This window comes from Micromonospora sp. SH-82, assembly GCF_051132485.1.
Lineage (GTDB): Bacteria > Actinomycetota > Actinomycetes > Mycobacteriales > Micromonosporaceae > Micromonospora.
Genome location: NZ_CP148049.1, coordinates 4143909 through 4161719, shown reverse-complemented (window position 1 = coordinate 4161719; position 17811 = coordinate 4143909). Strand labels below are relative to the sequence as shown.

Sequence of the window (17811 nt, the reverse complement as noted above, 5' to 3'; positions counted from 1 at the left end):
CCCCACCCACCATGACGGCCCTGCTCGCCCCCGTGCTGCTCGGCGTCGCCGGGGTCGCCCTCGCCGCCCTCGGACCGGCCACCGCCCGCCCCCTCCCCCGGCCCTGGCGCGGCACCGTCACCACCGCCACCCTCGGCAGCGCCCTGCTCCTGCTCACCAGCCCCCTGCTGGGCGGTTCCGCGCTCCGCGCACTCCCCGTCCTCTGGTGGGTCCTGCTGGCCTCCACCACCTGTCGACTCGCCCGCGACCGCCGACGCGGCCACCCCGGTCCCAGACCCCCCGGTGACCCGCATCCCCCGGCCCGGTGACGACCGACCGACGGCGGGGTGGACGACGTCCGGCCGCGACAGGGCTACCCTGAGACCATGCAGGGTGTCGTGCAGACCGAACCCGCCGCCGCCGGCCACCGCTCCTACGGCCGGGTGGCCCACCTGGCCCGCCCGGGCCGTCCCGCCGTCGTCGTCGGCACCCTCACCGAACTCACCGGCCCCGTCCACGGGGTGGTCGAGCTTCCGGTGCGCTTGATGTGGAGCCGCGACCGCACCTTCGACCTCGCCGACCCCGACCAGCTGCTCTGGATGTACGAGAACGTGCTACGGGAGAGCACCAGGGCCGAGGACCTCCGCACGCTCATCGACGCGACGATCCTGCGCCGGGTGTGGCGCACCCTCAACCTGCCACGCGGCGTACGCCTGGCCTGGGAGACCCGACACCGGGTGCTCCGGGCGGGGTGAGCACCGCACACCTGCACGACTTCTACCGCGAGGTGGCCCGGGTGGCGCTGACCGCCGCCGGACCCCACCGGTTCGTCCTCGGCGGCGGGGTGGCCTGGGCCGTCCACGGGTTGGTCGCCCGCCCCACCGAGGACGTGGACCTCTTCGCCGACGTGGAGGGGGCGGCCCTCGCCGCCGCCGCCGAAGTCCGGGCCGCGCTGGAGCGGGCCGGGTTCGAGGTGGCCGACGCCGACCCCGACAGTGACCTCGCCGACCTGTTCGCCGGTTTCGAACAGGACCTGAAGGACTTCGTGGTCGGACGGGACGGTCGGCAGATCCGGCTGAGCCTGGCCCGTCTCGACCGGCACCGCAGCCCGGTGGTGATGGACCTCGGCCCGGTGATGGACGTCCGCGACCTGGTGGCGAACAAGACCGCCGCCCTGGTCAACCGGCGGGAGGTGCGCGACTTCATCGACGTCGCAGCCGCCCTCGACCACTACCCGGTGGCCGAGCTGCTGGAGCTGGCCCGCCAGATCGACCCGGCGCTGGACCCTGAGGACGTCCGCGCCGCCGGCCGGTACCTGGACCGGGTCCCGGACCAGCGCTTCTCCCGGTACGGCCTTGACGCGGCGGCGGTCGTCAGGTTGCGCCGTCGCCTCGCCGTCTGGCCTCGCTGACCGCTCCGGTGATGTTCGTTCCTCGGTCCGGGGTGCAATGTGTGTGGCGGAGTGGGGGTCACATCCGCTAAGGCATCCTAGGAAGATAGGTGAGTTCGGGGTGCGGAGTGAACCGGCGACCGGGACGGACGGGGTCAGTGGTGGGGTGGGACCGAGGCGAGGGGCGCCGTCTGCGGGGCACGGCGCGGGTGGGGCAACCGGTCCAGCAGGGCCAGGGCGGCCCGGACCGGGGTGCGCTCCACCACCCGGTCGAAGCTCGTCTCGCCCCGACAGAACCCGGCGAACATCCGCCAGCCCATCGGCGTGGCGAGCAACGCGTGGCACATCTGCGGCCGACGCTCGAACGCCTCCAGCAGCCGGTGTCCGGCCCGCATCGACGGCACCAGGGTCTCCCCCACCGCCCGCCCGTAGCCGGCCTGGTCACCCCCGGCCGCCGCCGTACCGGCCAGCGCGCCGGAGCGCAGCGCGAAACTGATCCCCTCCCGGCTCCACGGTTCCAGCAACCCGGCCGCGTCACCGGCCACCGAGACCCGCCCCCGCACCAGCGGGGAGTCCTCCGCCCGACACCGGGTCAGGTGCCCGGAGTCGTGCTCGGGCGGCAGCTCGGCCAAGCCCAGCCGCTGCACGAACGCCCTCAGGTAGGCCCGGGTCCGCTCCCCCTCGCCCCGAGCCGCGATGACGCCGACTGTCAACCTGTCCCCCTTCGGGAACACCCACGCGTACGAGCCGGGGATCGGGCCCCAGTCCAGCAGCAGTCGACCCCGCCACCGCCGCTGGTGGACGGGGGGCACCGGGATCTCCAACTCCAGCCCGAGGTCGACCTGTCGGTACCTGACACCCACGTGCCGGGCGGTCACCCCGGAGGAGCCGTCCGCGCCGACCACCGTACGGGCGTGCACCGTCGTACCGTCGGCCAGCCGCAGCCGTACCCCGTCCGGGTCCTGGTCGACAGCGCGGACCGGGGCGCGCTCGCGGACCTGCGCCCCGGCGGACACCGCCGCCGCCCGCAACCGGTCGTCGAACTCCTCCCGGCGCACCATCGTCACCAGCGACCCGCTGCGACACCGGCGGGTGAACTCGCCCCGCCCGTCGCGGGTGAAGGTGACCCGGTCCACCCGGTCGTGCTCCGGAACCTCGATCCGGCCGGCCACCGCCGCCAACGAGGTGCCGATCAGCCCCCCGCCGCAGGTCTTGTAACGGGGGTGCACGGCACGTTCCAGCACCAGGGTCCGGGCCCCGACCCGCGCCGCCGCGTGGGCGGCGCTGAGTCCGGCGGGGCCGGCACCGACGACGGCGACATCCCAGACGATCACGCGTGCAGCCTAGGGCAACGGGGTCCGTGCGCCGTCCACCACGGACGGCGCGCCGGAGTGCGCGAGCGGCATCTTCGGCCCGGGAGCGGGTAACCGCGCGGGCGTACCGCCCGTGCCGGGCGGTCGGCGGACGAAGGGGGACGGCCATGCACGAGGTGCAGCTCTCGGACATGGAGGCTCGGGTGTACGAGGCGGTCGCCGCGCTGGAGGCGCGGGGCCAGGTCCCCTACCCCGACCAGATCGCCGAGGAGGCCGGGCTGACCGAGGCGGAGGTCGACGCGCCGCTGCGGCAGCTGACCGAGCGCAACCTGCTGCACCGGGAGGACTCCCCGATGGCCGGGCTCGACTTCGGCCCCCGTTGGTGTGCCCGTCAGCTGGCGTGACACCCACCGAGACCGGTCCGGGCGGTCACCGGGGCGCGGCGGACCGGCGGCGGTGGCAGGCCCTCGCCGTCGGTCTGGTCGCCGCGTTCATGACCCTGCTGGACATCAGCATCGTCAACGTCGCCGTGCCGTCGATCGACACGGCTCTCGGGGCCGGCCCGAGCGACCTGCAGTGGGTGCTGTCCGGTTACGCGCTCACCTTCGGTCTGGTCCTGGTGCCGGCCGGGCGGTTCGGGGACGCCCGGGGACGCCGGGCCGTGTTCCTGTTCGGGGTGGCGTTGTTCACCGCCACCAGCGCGGTGGCCGGGCTGGCCCGGTCACCGGAGTGGCTGATCGCCGCCCGGCTCCTCCAGGGAGCCGCCGCGGGGGTGGTCAACCCGCAGGTCACCGGCCTGATCCAGGAGTTGTTCCGGGGGCCGGAACGGGCCCGACCGTTCGGTCTGCTGGGTGCCACGATCGGGGTCTCCACGGCGGTGGGGCCGCTGCTGGGCGGGGTGCTCATCCACCTCGGCGGGGCGGAGCACGGGTGGCGGTGGGTGTTCTTCGTCAACGTTCCGGTCGGGATCCTCGCCATGGTGTTCGCCTGGCGGCTGGTGCCGTCGCGCCCGAACGGGTCGTCCGGTGGACGCAGCCTCGACCCGGTGGGGGTCCTGCTCCTGGGGGTGGGGGTCGTGGCGCTCCTGCTGCCGCTGGTCCAGGGTGAGCGGTGGCGCTCCCCGGCCCGGTGGTGGCTGCTCCCGGCGGGTCTGGCGGTACTCGTCGCCTTCGGTCTGTGGGAACGCCGGTACGCCCGTCGTCGACCGCCGCTGTTCTGCCTGGACCTGTTCCGGACCCGGTCGTACCTGCTGGGGTCGGTCATCGCCCTGCTCTACTTCGGCGGGTTCACCGCCCTGTTCTTCGTCTTCACCCTCTACCTGCAGACCGGGCTCGGCTACAGCCCGCTGGTGGCGGGCGCGGCGATCACCCCGTTCGCGCTCGGGTCGGCGGTGAGCTCGGCGATCAGCGGTCGGATCGTCAACCGGACGGGACGGCTGCTGGTGGTGGTCGGACTGGCCGGGGCGATCCTCGGTCTGCTCGCCGTGGTGCTGGTGTCCCGGCTGGTGCCCGAGGGGCCGGCGCCGCTGACCCTCGCCGGTCCGTTGCTGCTCGCCGGGCTCGGCAGTGGACTGGTGATCGCCCCGAACCAGACCCTGACCCTGGCCGAGGTCCCGGTGCCGGTGGCCGGGAGCGGTGCGGGGATGCTCCAGACCGGCCAGCGGATCGGGTCGGCGGCGGGAATCGCCGGGGTGGGGTCGGTCTTCTTCTCGACAGTGGGCGGCACCGGTGACTGGTCGGCGGGGTTGCGGCACGCGTTGCTGGTGGCCGCCGGGATCATCGGCCTGGCGTTGCTGGCCGCCCTGCTCGACGTCGCGGGCCGTCGGCGTGGGCGGCGGTGAGCAGGGACCGACGGCGGACCCCGGGGTGCCCGCCGAGGCGGGCGACGGACGGAGACGGCGGTGGGCGGCGCAGACACGGTGGGCGCAGACGGCGGCACCCGCCGGAGACGAACTCCGACGGGTGCCGCGTGCGGTCACCGGGCTGGGCCCGGGGTGCGGTGGATCAGCTGCCCTCACCCATCCGGGCCTTGCGGCGCCAGGCCAGCGTCAGCAGCATCAGGACCGCTCCGGCCCCGACCAGACCGCCACCGACCTTGAGCGGGGTGCCGGCGTCGTCACCGGTCACCGGCAGCCAGCCGCCCTTGTGCGGCCACTTGGTGGGGCTGGGGGTCGGCTTGACCTTCTTCAGGACCCGCAGGGTCGTGGAGGCGGTCCGACCGGTGTCCCGACCCACCGCCGTGAAGGTGTACGTCCCCTCGATGGTCGGGGTGTACGAGCGGGTGAATCGACCGTCGCCGTTGGCGGTGGCGGTGATGGACGGCAGGACCGGGTTGACCTGGATCGAGATGTCCACGATCTCCCCGGGACCGAAGCCGGCACCACGGAGCTGGACGGTCTCGTTCACGTACACCGTCGTCGGGGTCACCGTCAGCACGGGCGGCTGCGGCGGGTAGTCCGTCGGTGGCTGGGTCGTCACGGAAGGCGTGGGCTGCGGCTGTGCCGCGGCCGCCACGGTCGGCACGGCCACCACGGCCAGACCGACCGTGAGCGCCATGATGATGCGGGATAGCCGCATGATGGTTCCCTCCTACTGGTTACAAGCTGGTGCTGGATCTATCTGGGTGGTCCACGGGGTGGCGGTGGGCGTGTGCCAGAGGTCGGCGGTGCCGACCACCGTCTGTTCGGCGGTGAGCAGGTCGACCTCGAGGGTCCGGGACGTTCCCGGGCGGAGCTCGACGGTGGCGACGACGACCTGCCGGCCGCGTTCGGTGCCGCTGCCCAGCGACACCTCGTCTCCGTCGAGCCGCCCGCCGATGACCGCGCCGCCTGCCGGGCTGAAGACGTAGACCAGCGTGCGGACGGTGTACGGCGGGATGCTGGTGCCCAGACCGAGCACGGACGGCGTGAGTCCGCGTTTCGGTGCCGAGGAGGCCAGCGAGAACGCCAGCCGGAGCAGACGTCGCCCGTCCGGTCGGCACTCACCGACGGTCAGGGTTGCCGCCGGCCGCAGGTAGTAGCCGAGCTTCGCGCCGGTGGCGTCGTTGAGGAAGACACCGACGGTCGGCTCGGACTCCTGTTCCGGGAGCACCCCCGACATCCGGCTGTCGGCGAGCACCCGCTGTTCCTCGGATCGGGCACTCCAGAACAATATCCGACGTTCTTCCACAGAACGGCGGAAAGCAGAAATAGCACCCACAGGGGGAACTTTTTGGGACAGAAGCGCGTCGAAGGTGGCAGCGGCGGCGGCGGCGTAGAACTGGTCCTGCTCGGCGACGTCGAGCGTGAGGTACGCCTCGGAGAGCAGGGTCCGGACCGCGGTGCCCGCCGTCAGCTGCGGCCCCTGCGGGACCTTGACCGGCCCGATCACCTCCAGCAGGTACGACAACGCCACCGGGTCCACGGCGAGGACCCCGTCGACCTCGGTGCCGGTACGCCGTCGGACCATCTCCCGGTAGAGCTTCGCCGCAGTGGGAAAGTGCGGGGTGAGGTTCACGTTCGCCGGGAAGATCCCGGGCAGGTCGGTGTAGAGCCGGCGCATCTCCGCGCTGAGCTTCGTGATCGGCGGGTCGAACCGGAGCAGCTCGGAGGCGGAGGCGCCCTGCCCGACGATCCTGACCCGCCCCCCGTCGGCGCGGATCATCGCGTACGCACCGAGCATCCCCCCGGTCGCCCGGACCTCGGCGGGGTTCTGCGCGGCCAGCAGATAGGTACGCGGCCCCTCCGCGCCCAGCAGCGGGGGCAGGATCCGGGCCACCTGGCTGGTCGTGGCGGTCATCGCGGCCAGCGAGTCGAGTTCGGCGCGCAGTCGGGTCAGCGCCGAGGCGACCTGGGGGACCAACCCGTCGGCGGAGATCGTGGCGAGGTCGTCGCGGACCCGCTGCACCACCTCGTCACCGGCGGCGAGCTGCTGAGCGACATCGCGCACGGCCGCCGGGTCGAGGCCGCCCCGCTGCGGGAGCAGTGCCGCCGGGTCCACCCCGACCAGGGACGGGAACGCCGTACGGGACAGGTCGTCGACGGCCACCGCGACCCGGCGTACGGCTGTCAGGTCGTCTCCCGCGTACGGCGTCCACCCGGCCGCCCACCAGGACGGGTCACCCGTCGCGGTGCGGGCCTTGGCGGCCTGTTCCTGAAGGGCGGCGAGGGTCCGCTGAGCGCGGTCGGTGTCACCGGCGAGCAGTCGGGCGCTGAGTTCCTGAGCCAGGGCGGCGGCGTTGAGCAGGTGCGCGCGGGCCTGGGAGACCCGCAGTCCGAGCCAACCCGTGGCGGACAGCAGCAGGGACAGCGACACCAGGGCGATCAGTAGTGCCCGTCGGCGACGCGCTCGACGACGACGCCGGGACGGGCGCGGACGCGACGTCACGCTCTCCGGCACACCACACTCCCCTACTCAAAACGGACAGAAACCTGATGCCTGCTGTTTGTAACACGATCGCGGGGCAAAATATGCTTTATAGGTGTTCATCGCCTGACGGGGTTTCGGAACCCCTCCTGGCGGGAGGCCACCGCCTCGTGCAGCAGCCGCTCGACCCGGTCGACCCCGGCCCGCATCGACATCTCCCGCAGGTAGGTGTCGCGTCCCCGCCGGCCCATCTCGACCCGGGCCGACTCGGGGATCGTCGAGGCCAGCCAGAACCGGTCGGCCAGGGCGGTCCAGTCCTCCGGCGGGCAGGACAGTCCCGCCCGGGCCCGCTCCACGATCTGGGCGGTGTCCCCGGCGGCCGCGGCGACGACCGGCACCGCGCAGGACAGCGCGGCGGTCAGCTTCCCCGGCACCCGACCGCGCAGCTCCGGCAGGTCACGGGCGGCGACCAGGTGGTAGTCGGCGGCGGCGGAGAGCTCCGGCATGTCCAGTGCCGACCGCCGGGGCAGGAACCGGATGTTGCCCGTCCCCAGCTCCCCGGCCAGTCGCCGGACCCGGGACTCCTCGCCGCCGGAGCCGACCAGGACCAGTTGCATCTTCGACTCCAGGGAGGCCGCCGCCCGTACCGCGGTGGCCAGCCCCTCGGCGACGCCGATCGTCCCGGCGTGCATGACCAGGCACCGCCGGTCCGCACCGACCAGCCGGCGGGCCGCCGGGCTCGGGGCGACCGGCCGGAACAGCCGGTCGTCGGTCCAGCCCGGCACCAGCCGGATCCGCTGCGGGTCGCCGCCCGCGGCCACCACCGGCTCGCGCAGCGACGGCGCGGTCACCGCCAGCCGGTCGGCCGCCCGGTAGGCCCGGGCGGCGGAACCGGCCAGTCGGGCCGACCACCGTCGGGCGGCCTCCCCACCACCGAGGGTCTCCGCGTCCGCCCAGACGTCCTGGACGTGCAGGACGGTCGGTACCGAGCCGAGGACCCGTCCGACGGCCACCGTGGCGAGGGTCGCCGCCGGTACCTGGTGGACGTAGAGGACGTCCACCCCGCGCAGGTACCTCCGGGCGACGAGCCCGGCGCCGGCGGCGAAGGACAGGTACGCCGCCATCCGACCCCGGACCGTCCCGTCGTCGCGGGGGAACCGGGGCACCCTCCGGACGGTCAGCCGGAGGCTGTGCGTCTCGTGGTGCCACCGCTGCCGCCACCCCGGGTAGACGTGTCCGCCCGGGTAGTCGGGGAACCCGGTCAGCACCCGCACCTCGTGTCCCCGGGCGGCCAGCTCCTCGGCGAGACTGCCGACCAGGAAGGCCGGTTCCGGCGGGAAGTGGTACGCCAGGATGCCGATCCTCACCGGGGCACCTCCTGACCGGACGGCGCGTTGGCCCGACGCGACGGCCACGGCGACACGTAGGATGCCGTCAACCCCTCGCCGACCGGCCCGGGACGTCGGCGTGTCGGCGTCCGGTCGCCGGTGACCGCTCGTACGACTCCGTGGAGAGGGGCTTCGATGACCGACCGGATCCTGTTCGTGTGCCACGCCAACCTGTGCCGATCGCCGATGGCCGAGTTCGTCGCCACCGACCTGCTGGCGAAGCTGCCGGTGACGGTGGCCAGCGCGGGCACCCACGCGGTGGACGGGCACCCGATGCATCCGTACGCCGCCGAGGTGGCCACCGGGACCGGCCGGGACCCGGAGACGTTCCGCAGCCGCCGGGTCACCGCCGACCTGCTCCGCGACGCCGCCCTGGTGCTGACCGCCACCCGTGGCCAGCGCTCGACCTGCGTCGGGCTCGCCCCGGCGGCCCTGCACCGGGTGTTCACCCTGCGCCAGTTCGCCCGCCTGGCCGAGTTGGCCTCGGGGCCGCAGGCCGCCACCGGGGCACCGTTGACGGCGGCGCTCCGGGCCGCCGCCCTGGCGCGGGGGCGGCTGCAGCCGACCGCCCCCGCCGACGACGACCTGACCGACCCGATCGGCAACGGGCTCGCGGAGTTCCGCGAGTGCGCCCGGGAGATCGAACGGTGCGTGCTGCCGGTCGCGGCTCTCATCGAGGCAGCCGGGTGAGGGTCTGGGTGTCGTCGTCGGCCCGGTCCGGGCCGACCGTCGAGCCCCGCTTAGCCCGGGTGCCGGAGGAGGCGCTGCGGGCGGCCGGAACCTCGATCTTGTAGTTCTCGTACCGGTACGCCTCTGCCTTGCCCAGCTTGGCCATGTTGAGTACGCAGCCGAGGAGCCGGACCGAGACCGACTGGAGCGCCTGAGCCGCCGCGCTGACCTGACCCCTGTCGGTCCGTCCGTGCTGGCTGATCAGGAGCGCACCGTCGGCCTGGACGGCGACCACCACACCGTCGGTGACGCTGCCCAGCGGAGCGGTGTCGATCACCACGATGTCGGCGGACTCGCGGAGCATCACCAGCAGGTCGGCCATCGCCTTGGAGCCCAGCAGCTCGCTGGGGTTCGGCGGGGTGGAACCGCTCGGCAGGACCAGCAGGGACTTGTCGCCCCACCGCTGCACCACGTCGCCGACCTGGACGTCGCCGAGCAGGACGTCGGTCAACCCGACGGTCGACTCCATGTTGAGGTACTCGGCCACCTTCGGCCGACGCAGGTCGGCGTCGACGAGGGCGACCCGCCACCCGGCCTCGGCCAGGGCGATGGCCAGGTTGCAGGAGATGGTGGTCTTCCCCTCCCCCTGCAGGGCACTGGTGACGGCGATGACCCGGGCGGGTTCGTGGACGTCGACGAAACGCAGGTTGGTACGGAGCTTGCGGATCGCCTCGGCCCGTGGCGTGGTCGCCGCGTCGCCGACGATCAGCGGGGCGTGCCGGGCGGTGGTGTCGAAGGGGATCTCGCCGAGCAGCGGACTGCCGGTGACCCGTTGCAGGCTGATCGCGTCCCGTAGCCGGGTGTCGAGCTTGGTCCGCAGGACCACCAGCCCCAGGCCGGCGATCAGGCCGATCAGCGTGCCCAGGGCGAAGTTGCGGACCGGCTCCGGGTAGACCGGGGTCGAGCCGACGCGGGGGCCGCCGATCACCTCCACCTTGATCGGTGGGGTGCGACCCTCCGGCGGGGTCTCCACCGCCTTGACCAGTTCGACGAAGCGGGCGGCGACCGCCTCGGTCAGCTTCAGGGCACGGGTGGCGTCGGTGTCGACGATGGTCCCCTGCAACAGGACGGTGTCGCGGACGGTGGAGGCCGTGATCCGGCTGCGTACCTCGTCCACTGTCAACCCGAGCTGGCTCTTGGCCACGACGCTCTGCGCCAGCCTGTCGCTCTGCAGCAGGTCGACGTACGACTTCACCCGCTGTTGCATGAAGATGCCGCCCTGGTACGCCTCGCTCACCCCCTGGTTCGGCGTGGTGACGAAGAAGGTCACCGTGGCGGCGTAGCGGGGTTGGGCCCGGAGGGTGACCACAGTGGTCAACCCCAGCGACACCATGACCGTGACCAGGGCGATCCACCAGTGCCGGCGGACCGCACGCAGGTAGTCACGAATCTCCATCAGTCGAACCCTCCTCGTCCCGACCCTGCCGATAAAATCTTCACCAAATCCCCTATATCGGCCTATAGATCATGTAAATATGGTTGGGCCCCATTCGGTGTGGGATGGGACGAACAGAATCTAAACCATCTGTCACCGCTATAAGCCGCAAACCACTCAGACGGTGACGAATACCTGAGGGCAGAACATGGACTCAGCACCGACCTCGCCCGCCCCTCCCATCGACCATCGGTTCGTCCGTCGCAGGGCCGCCCTGTACCTCCTAACGCTGGACACGCTCGCGTGGTGCGGGGGTCTGCTGACCGCCGCCTGGACGCGGTTCGAGTTCGCCCTCACCGCCGGGCAGTGCGCGGCCGTTCTCGGCGTCGCCGTCGGCTGCGCGGCGGGACACGGTGCCCTCGGGCTGATCCGGGCCCGACTGCGCGGCCGGGACCCGGTGGGCAGCGCCAACGAGGCGTGGGCCCTGGTCGTCACCACGGCCGGGGTGCTGGGGGTGACCCTCGCCCTGCTCCTGCCCGTCGACCCGCGCCCGGTCCCGGCCACCACACCCGTGGTCGGCGCCATGATCGCCCTGTTGATCATGGCGTTGGCCCGGGCCGCCTACCGCCACCACCGCGACCGGCACGCCGGCCCGACCCGCTCGGCCAGCCGGACCCTGGTCTACGGCGTCGACGTGGCCACCGAACAGCTGCTCCGGTCGCTGCGCAGCGACCCGCTGAGCCGGTACCTGCCGGTGGGACTGCTCGACGACGAGCCGGAACGGATCGGGCAACGCCTGGACGGCATCCGGGTCCTGGGGGGTCGCACGGACCTGGTCGACGTCATCGGGCAGACCCGGGCCTCGACGGTGATCCTCTGCATGGGGGGCGCGGACGCCGAACTGATGCGCGACGTACGGGCCCGCACCCTCCAGGCCGGTGCCGCGTTCAAGGTCCTGCCCCCGGTACGCGACCTGCTGGACCGGCCGGTGAAGGTGACCGACGTCCGGGACATGCAGCTGACCGACCTGCTGGGCCGGGCCCAACGGGTCGCCGACCTCACCGTCGAGGGCAGCGGACTACGCGGACGGCGGGTCCTGGTCACCGGCGCCGGCGGCTCCATCGGCTCGGAGCTGTGCCGACAGATCGCCCGGTGCGACCCGGGTGAGCTGATGATGCTCGACCGGGACGAATCGGCGCTGCACGCGTTGCAGATGTCCCTGCACGGCCGGGCGCTGCTCGATGGGCCGGAGCTGATCCTCGCCGACATCCGCGACGCCGAGGAGATCGGTCGGATCATCGCCGACCGGCAACCCGAGATCGTCTTCCACGCCGCCGCCCTCAAGCACCTCACGCTGCTGCAACGGCACCCCGGCGAGGCGATCAAGACCAACATCCTGGGTACCCTGAACGTCCTGGAGGCCTGCCGGGACGTCGCCCGGTTCGTCAACATCTCCACCGACAAGGCGGCCAACCCGACGAGTGTCCTCGGGTACTCCAAACGGCTCACCGAACGGCTGACCGCCCACTACGCCGTCCTCGGCGGCAGTCACCTCAGCGTCCGCTTCGGCAACGTGCTCAGCAGCCGGGGGTCGGTGTTGACGGCCTTCCGGGCCCAGATCGAGGCCGGTCTGCCGATCACCGTGACCCACCCGGACGTCACCAGGTACTTCATGACCGTGCAGGAGGCGGTGCACCTGGTCCTCCAGGCCGCCACGATCGGGCGGGCCGGGGAGGCGCTCGTGCTCGACATGGGTGAACCGGTCCGCATCGCCGAGGTGGCCCGACGGCTCGCCGCCGAGTCGGCCACCGGCACCGAGATCGTCTTCACCGGGCTGCGCCCCGGGGAGAAGCTGCACGAGGACCTGTTCGGGGTGCAGGAGACCGACAGCCGCCCGATCCACCCGCTGATCTCACACGTCCGGGTACCCGCGCTCGACCCCGGGGAAGTCCGGCTGATCGACCCGTACGCCGATCCCGACGAGCTGGTCAAGAGGTTGGCGGCGATCTGCGCGGACCGACCCGTCGTAGGCAGCCTGCCCGCCGCCGGACCTTCACCAACCCGTACCCGAGGGTCGGGTGGTCAGAGCAGCAACTCGCGTACGCCCTCGATCGTCAGCCAGAGACCGCAGATGGCGAACAGGATCGCCGCACCGTACTTGATGGTCCGCTCGGGGAGCTTCTTGCCGAGCAGCCGCCCGACCAGGATCGCCAACGCGTCGGCGGCCACCATGCCGATGGTCGAGCCGAGCCAGGTGCCGAACCAGCCGTACTGGGTGGCCAGGGTGATCGTGGCCAGCATCGTCTTGTCCCCCAGCTCGGCCAGGAAGAACACGATCGTGACGGTGACGATGGCCGACTTGGTGTTCTTCTGGGCCCGGCGCTTCTCCTCCTCGGTGAGGTTGTCGCCGCGCAGGGTCCACGCGCCGAACCCGAAGAACGCCAGACCGGCGACGAGGGAGATCCAACCGGTGGGCAGGGCGGCACCGAGTCCCACCCCGATCGCCACGGACGCCAGGTGGACCACGGCGGTGGCGATGGTGATGCCGATCAGGACCGGCACGGTCTTGAACCTGGTGGCGAAGGCCAGCGCCATCAACTGGGACTTGTCGCCCAGCTCGGCCACGAAGATCACGCCGAAGCTGACCACCAACGCGATGAGGAAACCTTCCATGACACCTTCCCGATCAGGGCCGGGAGGAGGTGTCAGGGCGACCTCGACCCGGCTGTGACAGCCTGAGTCGAAGGTCTCGCCCGCCCCGGAGTGGGGCCGCGTGGCCGGACGCGGAACGCGTCAGTATGTCGACCACGACATTGGGGGCTACTCCCCTTCGCGCAGCCCAGCCTAGTCGACAGTGGTGGACCCGAGGTCGCCGGGTGACCGGCCTCACCGTGACGACACCCGGTGCGGATCGGTGGGAGTTCAGACGGCCCGGGCCAACGTCACCCCGAACAGGTCCTCCGGGTCGGTCCAGAAGTGCTCGGCGCAGAACCCGGCCGCGTCCAGCTCGGCGGCGATCCCGGTGGGACGGAACTTCGCCGAGATCTCGGTCCGCAGCTCCTCCCCGGCGGCGAAGTCGACGACCAGGTCGAGGACCCGGACCCGCATCCGACGTTCGGCGCGCAACCGCATCTCGATCCACTCGTTCTCGGGATCCCAGAGCGCGACGTGCCGGAACGCCTCCGGGTCGAAGTCGGCCCCCAGCTCCCGGTTGACCACCCGCAGCACGTTGCGGTTGAACTCGGCGGTCACCCCGGCGGCGTCGTCGTAGGCCGGCACCACCACCCGGGGATCCTTGACCAGGTCGGTGCCGACGAGCAGCCAGTCACCGGCCTCCAGCCCGGCCCGCATCGCGGCCAGGAAGGTGGCGCGCTCCGGCGGCAGGAGGTTGCCGACGGTGCCGCCGAGGAACACCACCAGCCGTCGACCGCCGGCGGGCAACCGGTCCAGGTGCCTGGTGAAGTCCCCGACGATGCCCCGGACCCGCAGGCCCGGATAGTCGGCGGCGATCTGCTCGGTGGACTGTCGCAGGGCGCTGACCGACACGTCGAGGGGGACGAAGCTGCCCAGCCCACTGCGACGGGTGAACGCGTCCAGCAGCAGTCGGGTCTTCTCCGACGACCCGGACCCCAACTCGATCAGCGTCTTCGCCCCGGTCGCCTCGGCGATCTGCGGGGCCCGGGCGGCCAGCACCGCCCGCTCGGCCCGCGTCGGGTAGTACTCCGGCAGCTCGGTGATCTGCTCGAACAGCTCACTGCCCCGGGCGTCGTAGAACCACTTGGGTGGCAGCCACTTCGGCGTGGCGCCGAGGCCGACGCGGACGTCCTCGCGCAACCCCCGACCCAGGTCCTGCTCCTCCAGGTAGATCTCCAGCGGTTCGGCGTTGTTCACAGCTCCTCCTCCTCGGTCGGGCCGGGTGTCGGGTCGTCACGGCGTCAAGGCGTGGGTCCGGACCCCGTCGGCGGTGGCCACCAGCAGGTGGCCGTCGGGCACCGCCCACCACTCGGGGTGGTCGTCGACGGGTTCCGAGGCCAACAGGACCGCGTCGCCGTCCACCCGGGCCGACAGGGCGTGACCGGCGACGCTGGCCACCACCTGCCGGCCGTCGGTGAGCAACAGGTTGAGCCGGGACCCGGGGGCGGCCGAGGCGACCCGGGTGACGGTGTCGGCCACCGCCCGGGCGGGGTCCCCACCGGCGCGCAGCCGATGCCGGACCAGCGCCCACAGCAGCGCCGAGTCGGTAGGGGCGTCAAGGGTCAGCAGGTCCCGGACCGGCAGGTCGGCGGCGAGCCCGAGCACCGAGTCGGGCCAGTCGCGGACCACCCCGTTGTGGCTGAACAGCCACCGCCCCTCGGCGAAGGGCGCGGCGGCGACCTCCAGCACGGGCATCCCGACGGTGGCGGATCGGACCGCCGCCAGGACGGCACCGGTGGTCGTCGAGACGGCCAGGTCCGGCAGGGTGGTGTCGGACCACATCGGTTGGGCCCGCCGGTAGCGGATCGGGGTGCCGGCACCCCCGGCGGCCGGTGGCGGGTACCAGCCCACCCCGAACCCGTCGGCGTTGATCGTCCCGCCACCGCGCATGTCCCGGGGTGCCCAGCTCTGGCGCGACAGCGAGTGCGGCGGGTCGTACAGGACAGTGGCCAGGGCCACCGGCGGCCCCAGGTACGCCAGGTGTCGGCACATCAGCGGGCTCCGCCGCTCACCCGCACGCCTCGGCCTCGGTGGCGTCCCGGGCGCACCGGAAGCCACTGAAGATCTGCCGCCGGATCGGGTAGTCCCAGTTGCGGAAGGTGCCCCGGCAGGCCGCCCGGTCGGTACCGAACGACCCCCCGCGCAGCACCCGGTGGTCGTCGCCGAAGAACACCTGCGAGTACTCCCGGTACGGGAAGGCGGCGAACCCCGGGTGGCCCCGGAAAGGGGAGCTGGTCCACTCCCAGACGTCCCCGATCAGCTGGTGCACCCCCAGGGGCGACGCCCCGGCCGGGTACGCCCCCACCGGCGCCGGCCAGAGGTGCCGCTGGCCCAGGTTGGCGTGCTCGGGTCCGGGATCCTCGTCGCCCCACGGGTAGCGTCGGGACCGTCCGGTGACCGGATCGAAGCGGGCCGCCTTCTCCCACTCCGCCTCGGTGGGGAGCCGTCGACCGGCCCAGGTGGCGTAGGCCCGGGCCTCGTGGAAGCCGACGTGCACCACCGGTTCGTCGTCGCGCACCGCCGACCAGCGGCCGAACCGTCGGTACGCCCAGCCGTCCCCGTCGCGTCGCCAGTGCAGCGGTGCGGCCAGACCCGCCTCGGTCCGGTGCCGCCACCCCGCCTCGGTCCACCAGCGCGGATCGTCGTACCCGCCGTCGGCGACGAACGCCCGGTACGCCCCGTTCGTCACCGGTGCCGCGTCGATGACGTACGCGGGCAGCTCCACCGTGTGCGCGGGGCGTTCGTTGTCCAGTGCCCACGGGTCGGTGCTGGTGCCCATGGTGAACGGTCCGGCCGGGACCAGCACCTCGTCGGCGACCCGGGCGGTCGGCTCCGGCGGGGGCGGTGCGGTGAGCACCGGTGCCCCGTCCCGCAGCTGGTGGGTGGCGAGCATGGTCTCGTCGTGCTGCTGCTCGTGTTGGACGATCATGCCGAAGGCGAAGCCGTCGGCGACCAGCGGCCGGTCGGTGAACCGGACCTGCTCCAGGAGGTCGTGCACCTTGTCCCGCACCTCGGCCACGTAGCGGCGGGCCTCGGCCGGTGGCAGCAGGGGCAGGGCGGGCCGGTCCCGGCGGGGCTGTTTGAACGCGTCGTAGAGGTCGTCGATGTCGTGGCGCAGCGGCTCCCGACCGCCGACGTCCCGGACCAACCAGAGTTCCTCCTGGTTGCCGACGTGGGCCAGGTCCCAGACCAGCGGCGACATCAGCGCGGAGTGCTGCCGGACCAGATCGGCGTCGTCGACGGCCTCGGTCAACGCGACGGTCCGGTCCCGGGTCCGGGTCAGTTCGGCGACGATCCGGCTGCGCAGCCGCTGGTCGTCGGGGGCGTCGGTGGTGGGCACCTGGCTCACGTGTCACTCCTTCGCGCGGCGGCCCGTCGTCGCCGGATGGCTCGCCGCATCCGATGGTCGGTGTCGGCCGGCAGGTCCAGCCGGGGCAGGGCGGTCAGGGCGAGGTCGAACAGGTCGGCCGCGGCGCGGGCCAACGGCCCGTCGGTGAGACCGGCGCGGGCGGCGACGTGCCACCTGTCGGCGACGGGGGTGCCGACGGCGCGGGCGGCGCGGACCGTCTCCCGGTCGGCGAAGAGGGCGGCCAGCACCGTCACCGGCACCGCCCAGTCCGGTCCCGGCTGGGTGTCGAGGTAACGCAGTTCCAGGTAGCCACGCGGACGCACGGGTGGGAAGAGGGTGCCGACGTGGTAGTCCAGGTCGTCGGTGGTGGGGGGTCGGGGCAGCGCGCCGGCGATCCAGTCGGCGAAGGTGACGCCGGGCGGCGGTGTCCAGTCCGGGCCGTCGTGCCGCAGGCACAGCAGCGGGGCGGCCAGGACGTACCCCGTCCAGGCGGTGACCGGGTCCTGGTCGGCGTCCCGGGGTGACCAGGCGGGCCGGGTCCGGGCCGGGTCGATGCCCAGCCAGGCGCCCATCCGGGCGGACGCCCAGCCGGTCGGACCTCCGGCGTGCCGTCCGGCGGTGGCGAACGCGGCCAGCAGCGGCGGGCCGACGGTGTGCGCGGCGGCCCACCGGTCCGCCAGGTCGGTCCGCTCCCCGGCGTCGAGGCAGACCTGGAGCCCGGCGGTGCTGTACATCATCGTCCGGCCGTGCCGACCCCGTCGGTCGAGGACGGCCCGCATGGCCCGGTAGCGGGGCGTGGCCAGCACCGGGGTCGGCGGGCGGTACGGGTCGATGCCGGTCTCCCCGAGGGTCAGTCCGGCGGCGGCGAGCAGGTGCCGGAGCTGACCGATCTCGGCGTCGGTGGCGGTGAGCAGCGCGGCGAACTCGGTACGCGGTGCGGTGGAGATCTCCACCTGTCCGCCCGGTTCGAGGGTGACGCAGCCGCCGTGGCGGAGCCGTCGGGCGGGGCTGGTGGGATCGAGCGTGGTGGGGCTGTACGACCCGAGGGCCGCCCGGATCCGGTCCCGCTCGACCGGACGGGTCGGGTCGTCGGCGTCGTGCACGGTCCATTCCAGTTCGACGCCGGTGAGCAGCGGTGGTCCGCTCCGGAAGCAGGTCCGGGCCAGGTGCCCGGCCACGCTCTGCGCCTCCCGCAGAACTGTCGTCCGGTCCAACCCGGGTGACGTCACCACGAGGCGGTCCTCCCTGCCG

At 73.0% G+C, this 17811-nt stretch carries 16 protein-coding genes and 1 pseudogene; 7 read left to right on the top strand and 10 right to left on the bottom strand.

What is annotated here, in order from left to right; all coding sequences use genetic code 11:
- The first annotated feature begins 11 nt into the window (after positions 1 to 11).
- The 3 genes from WHN02_RS18495 to WHN02_RS18485 are packed head-to-tail and all read left to right on the top strand — an operon-like array spanning position 12 to position 1390.
- Positions 12 to 308, top strand: coding sequence for a hypothetical protein (locus tag WHN02_RS18495; RefSeq protein ID WP_434739978.1), 297 nt, complete (start codon positions 12 to 14; stop codon positions 306 to 308).
- A gap of 57 nt (positions 309 to 365) precedes the next feature.
- Positions 366 to 734, top strand: coding sequence for a hypothetical protein (locus tag WHN02_RS18490; RefSeq protein ID WP_434739977.1), 369 nt, complete (start codon positions 366 to 368; stop codon positions 732 to 734).
- A complete protein-coding gene (locus tag WHN02_RS18485) occupies positions 731 to 1390 on the top strand; it encodes a nucleotidyl transferase AbiEii/AbiGii toxin family protein (protein ID WP_434739976.1) in 660 nt (219 codons plus the stop codon). The genes WHN02_RS18490 and WHN02_RS18485 overlap by 4 nt, the downstream gene beginning before the upstream one ends.
- Before the next feature lie 134 nt (positions 1391 to 1524).
- Here WHN02_RS18485 and WHN02_RS18480 read toward each other — a convergent pair whose 3' ends face one another.
- Positions 1525 to 2703, bottom strand: coding sequence for a geranylgeranyl reductase family protein (locus tag WHN02_RS18480; RefSeq protein WP_434739975.1), 1179 nt, complete (start codon positions 2701 to 2703; stop codon positions 1525 to 1527).
- Between the two features lie 146 nt (positions 2704 to 2849).
- Between WHN02_RS18480 and WHN02_RS18475 the strand changes: the two genes are divergently transcribed.
- Together WHN02_RS18475 and WHN02_RS18470 are read left to right on the top strand one after the other, a co-directional pair.
- Positions 2850 to 3086 carry a hypothetical protein gene (locus WHN02_RS18475; RefSeq protein ID WP_434739974.1) on the top strand — a complete coding sequence of 79 codons (237 nt, stop codon included), beginning with the start codon at positions 2850 to 2852 and terminating at the stop codon, positions 3084 to 3086.
- An 89-nt stretch (positions 3087 to 3175) separates the two neighbouring features.
- Positions 3176 to 4522, top strand: coding sequence for an MFS transporter (locus WHN02_RS18470; protein ID WP_434744000.1), 1347 nt, complete (start codon positions 3176 to 3178; stop codon positions 4520 to 4522).
- A gap of 163 nt (positions 4523 to 4685) precedes the next feature.
- Here WHN02_RS18470 and WHN02_RS18465 read toward each other — a convergent pair whose 3' ends face one another.
- The 3 genes from WHN02_RS18465 to WHN02_RS18455 all read right to left on the bottom strand — a co-directional run bounded on the left by WHN02_RS18465 (position 4686) and on the right by WHN02_RS18455 (position 8392).
- On the bottom strand, positions 4686 to 5258 hold the full coding sequence (locus WHN02_RS18465) for a hypothetical protein (protein WP_434739973.1): 573 nt from the start codon (positions 5256 to 5258) through the stop codon (positions 4686 to 4688).
- A 12-nt stretch (positions 5259 to 5270) separates the two neighbouring features.
- The gene (locus WHN02_RS18460; protein ID WP_434739972.1) at positions 5271 to 7046 is read right to left on the bottom strand and encodes a DUF4012 domain-containing protein; all 1776 of its coding nucleotides are present in this window, start codon (positions 7044 to 7046) and stop codon (positions 5271 to 5273) included.
- A gap of 98 nt (positions 7047 to 7144) precedes the next feature.
- Positions 7145 to 8392 carry a glycosyltransferase family 4 protein gene (locus WHN02_RS18455; protein ID WP_434739971.1) on the bottom strand — a complete coding sequence of 416 codons (1248 nt, stop codon included), beginning with the start codon at positions 8390 to 8392 and terminating at the stop codon, positions 7145 to 7147.
- Positions 8393 to 8548: 156 nt separating this feature from the next.
- Between WHN02_RS18455 and WHN02_RS18450 the strand changes: the two genes are divergently transcribed.
- Entirely contained in the window at positions 8549 to 9103 is a 555-nt protein-coding gene (locus WHN02_RS18450; protein ID WP_434739970.1) for a low molecular weight phosphatase family protein, read from the top strand.
- Here the strand turns inward: WHN02_RS18450 and WHN02_RS18445 are convergent.
- Positions 9084 to 10538: a polysaccharide biosynthesis tyrosine autokinase gene (locus WHN02_RS18445; RefSeq protein WP_434739969.1), complete on the bottom strand. Its 1455-nt coding sequence runs from the start codon at positions 10536 to 10538 to the stop codon at positions 9084 to 9086. The genes WHN02_RS18450 and WHN02_RS18445 overlap by 20 nt on opposite strands.
- 187 nt (positions 10539 to 10725) lie before the next feature.
- On the opposite strand from WHN02_RS18445, the pseudogene WHN02_RS18440 reads away from it, so the two are divergent.
- Positions 10726 to 12561, top strand: a pseudogene (locus WHN02_RS18440) (polysaccharide biosynthesis protein); the annotation flags it as partial.
- Positions 12562 to 12599: 38 nt separating this feature from the next.
- On the opposite strand, the gene WHN02_RS18435 reads toward WHN02_RS18440, so the two are convergent.
- From WHN02_RS18435 to WHN02_RS18415, 5 genes are all read right to left on the bottom strand, one after another.
- The gene (locus WHN02_RS18435; protein ID WP_434743999.1) at positions 12600 to 13190 is read right to left on the bottom strand and encodes a TMEM165/GDT1 family protein; all 591 of its coding nucleotides are present in this window, start codon (positions 13188 to 13190) and stop codon (positions 12600 to 12602) included.
- A gap of 249 nt (positions 13191 to 13439) precedes the next feature.
- On the bottom strand, positions 13440 to 14408 hold the full coding sequence (gene egtD, locus WHN02_RS18430; RefSeq protein WP_434739968.1) for an L-histidine N(alpha)-methyltransferase: 969 nt from the start codon (positions 14406 to 14408) through the stop codon (positions 13440 to 13442).
- Between the two features lie 36 nt (positions 14409 to 14444).
- Positions 14445 to 15203, bottom strand: a complete 759-nt coding sequence (gene egtC, locus WHN02_RS18425) for an ergothioneine biosynthesis protein EgtC (RefSeq protein ID WP_434739967.1) — start codon at positions 15201 to 15203, stop codon at positions 14445 to 14447.
- Between the two features lie 16 nt (positions 15204 to 15219).
- Positions 15220 to 16551, bottom strand: coding sequence for an ergothioneine biosynthesis protein EgtB (egtB, locus tag WHN02_RS18420; RefSeq protein ID WP_434743998.1), 1332 nt, complete (start codon positions 16549 to 16551; stop codon positions 15220 to 15222).
- A 5-nt stretch (positions 16552 to 16556) separates the two neighbouring features.
- The gene (locus tag WHN02_RS18415; protein WP_434739966.1) at positions 16557 to 17792 is read right to left on the bottom strand and encodes a glutamate-cysteine ligase family protein; all 1236 of its coding nucleotides are present in this window, start codon (positions 17790 to 17792) and stop codon (positions 16557 to 16559) included.
- Between the last annotated feature and the right edge of the window lie 19 nt (positions 17793 to 17811).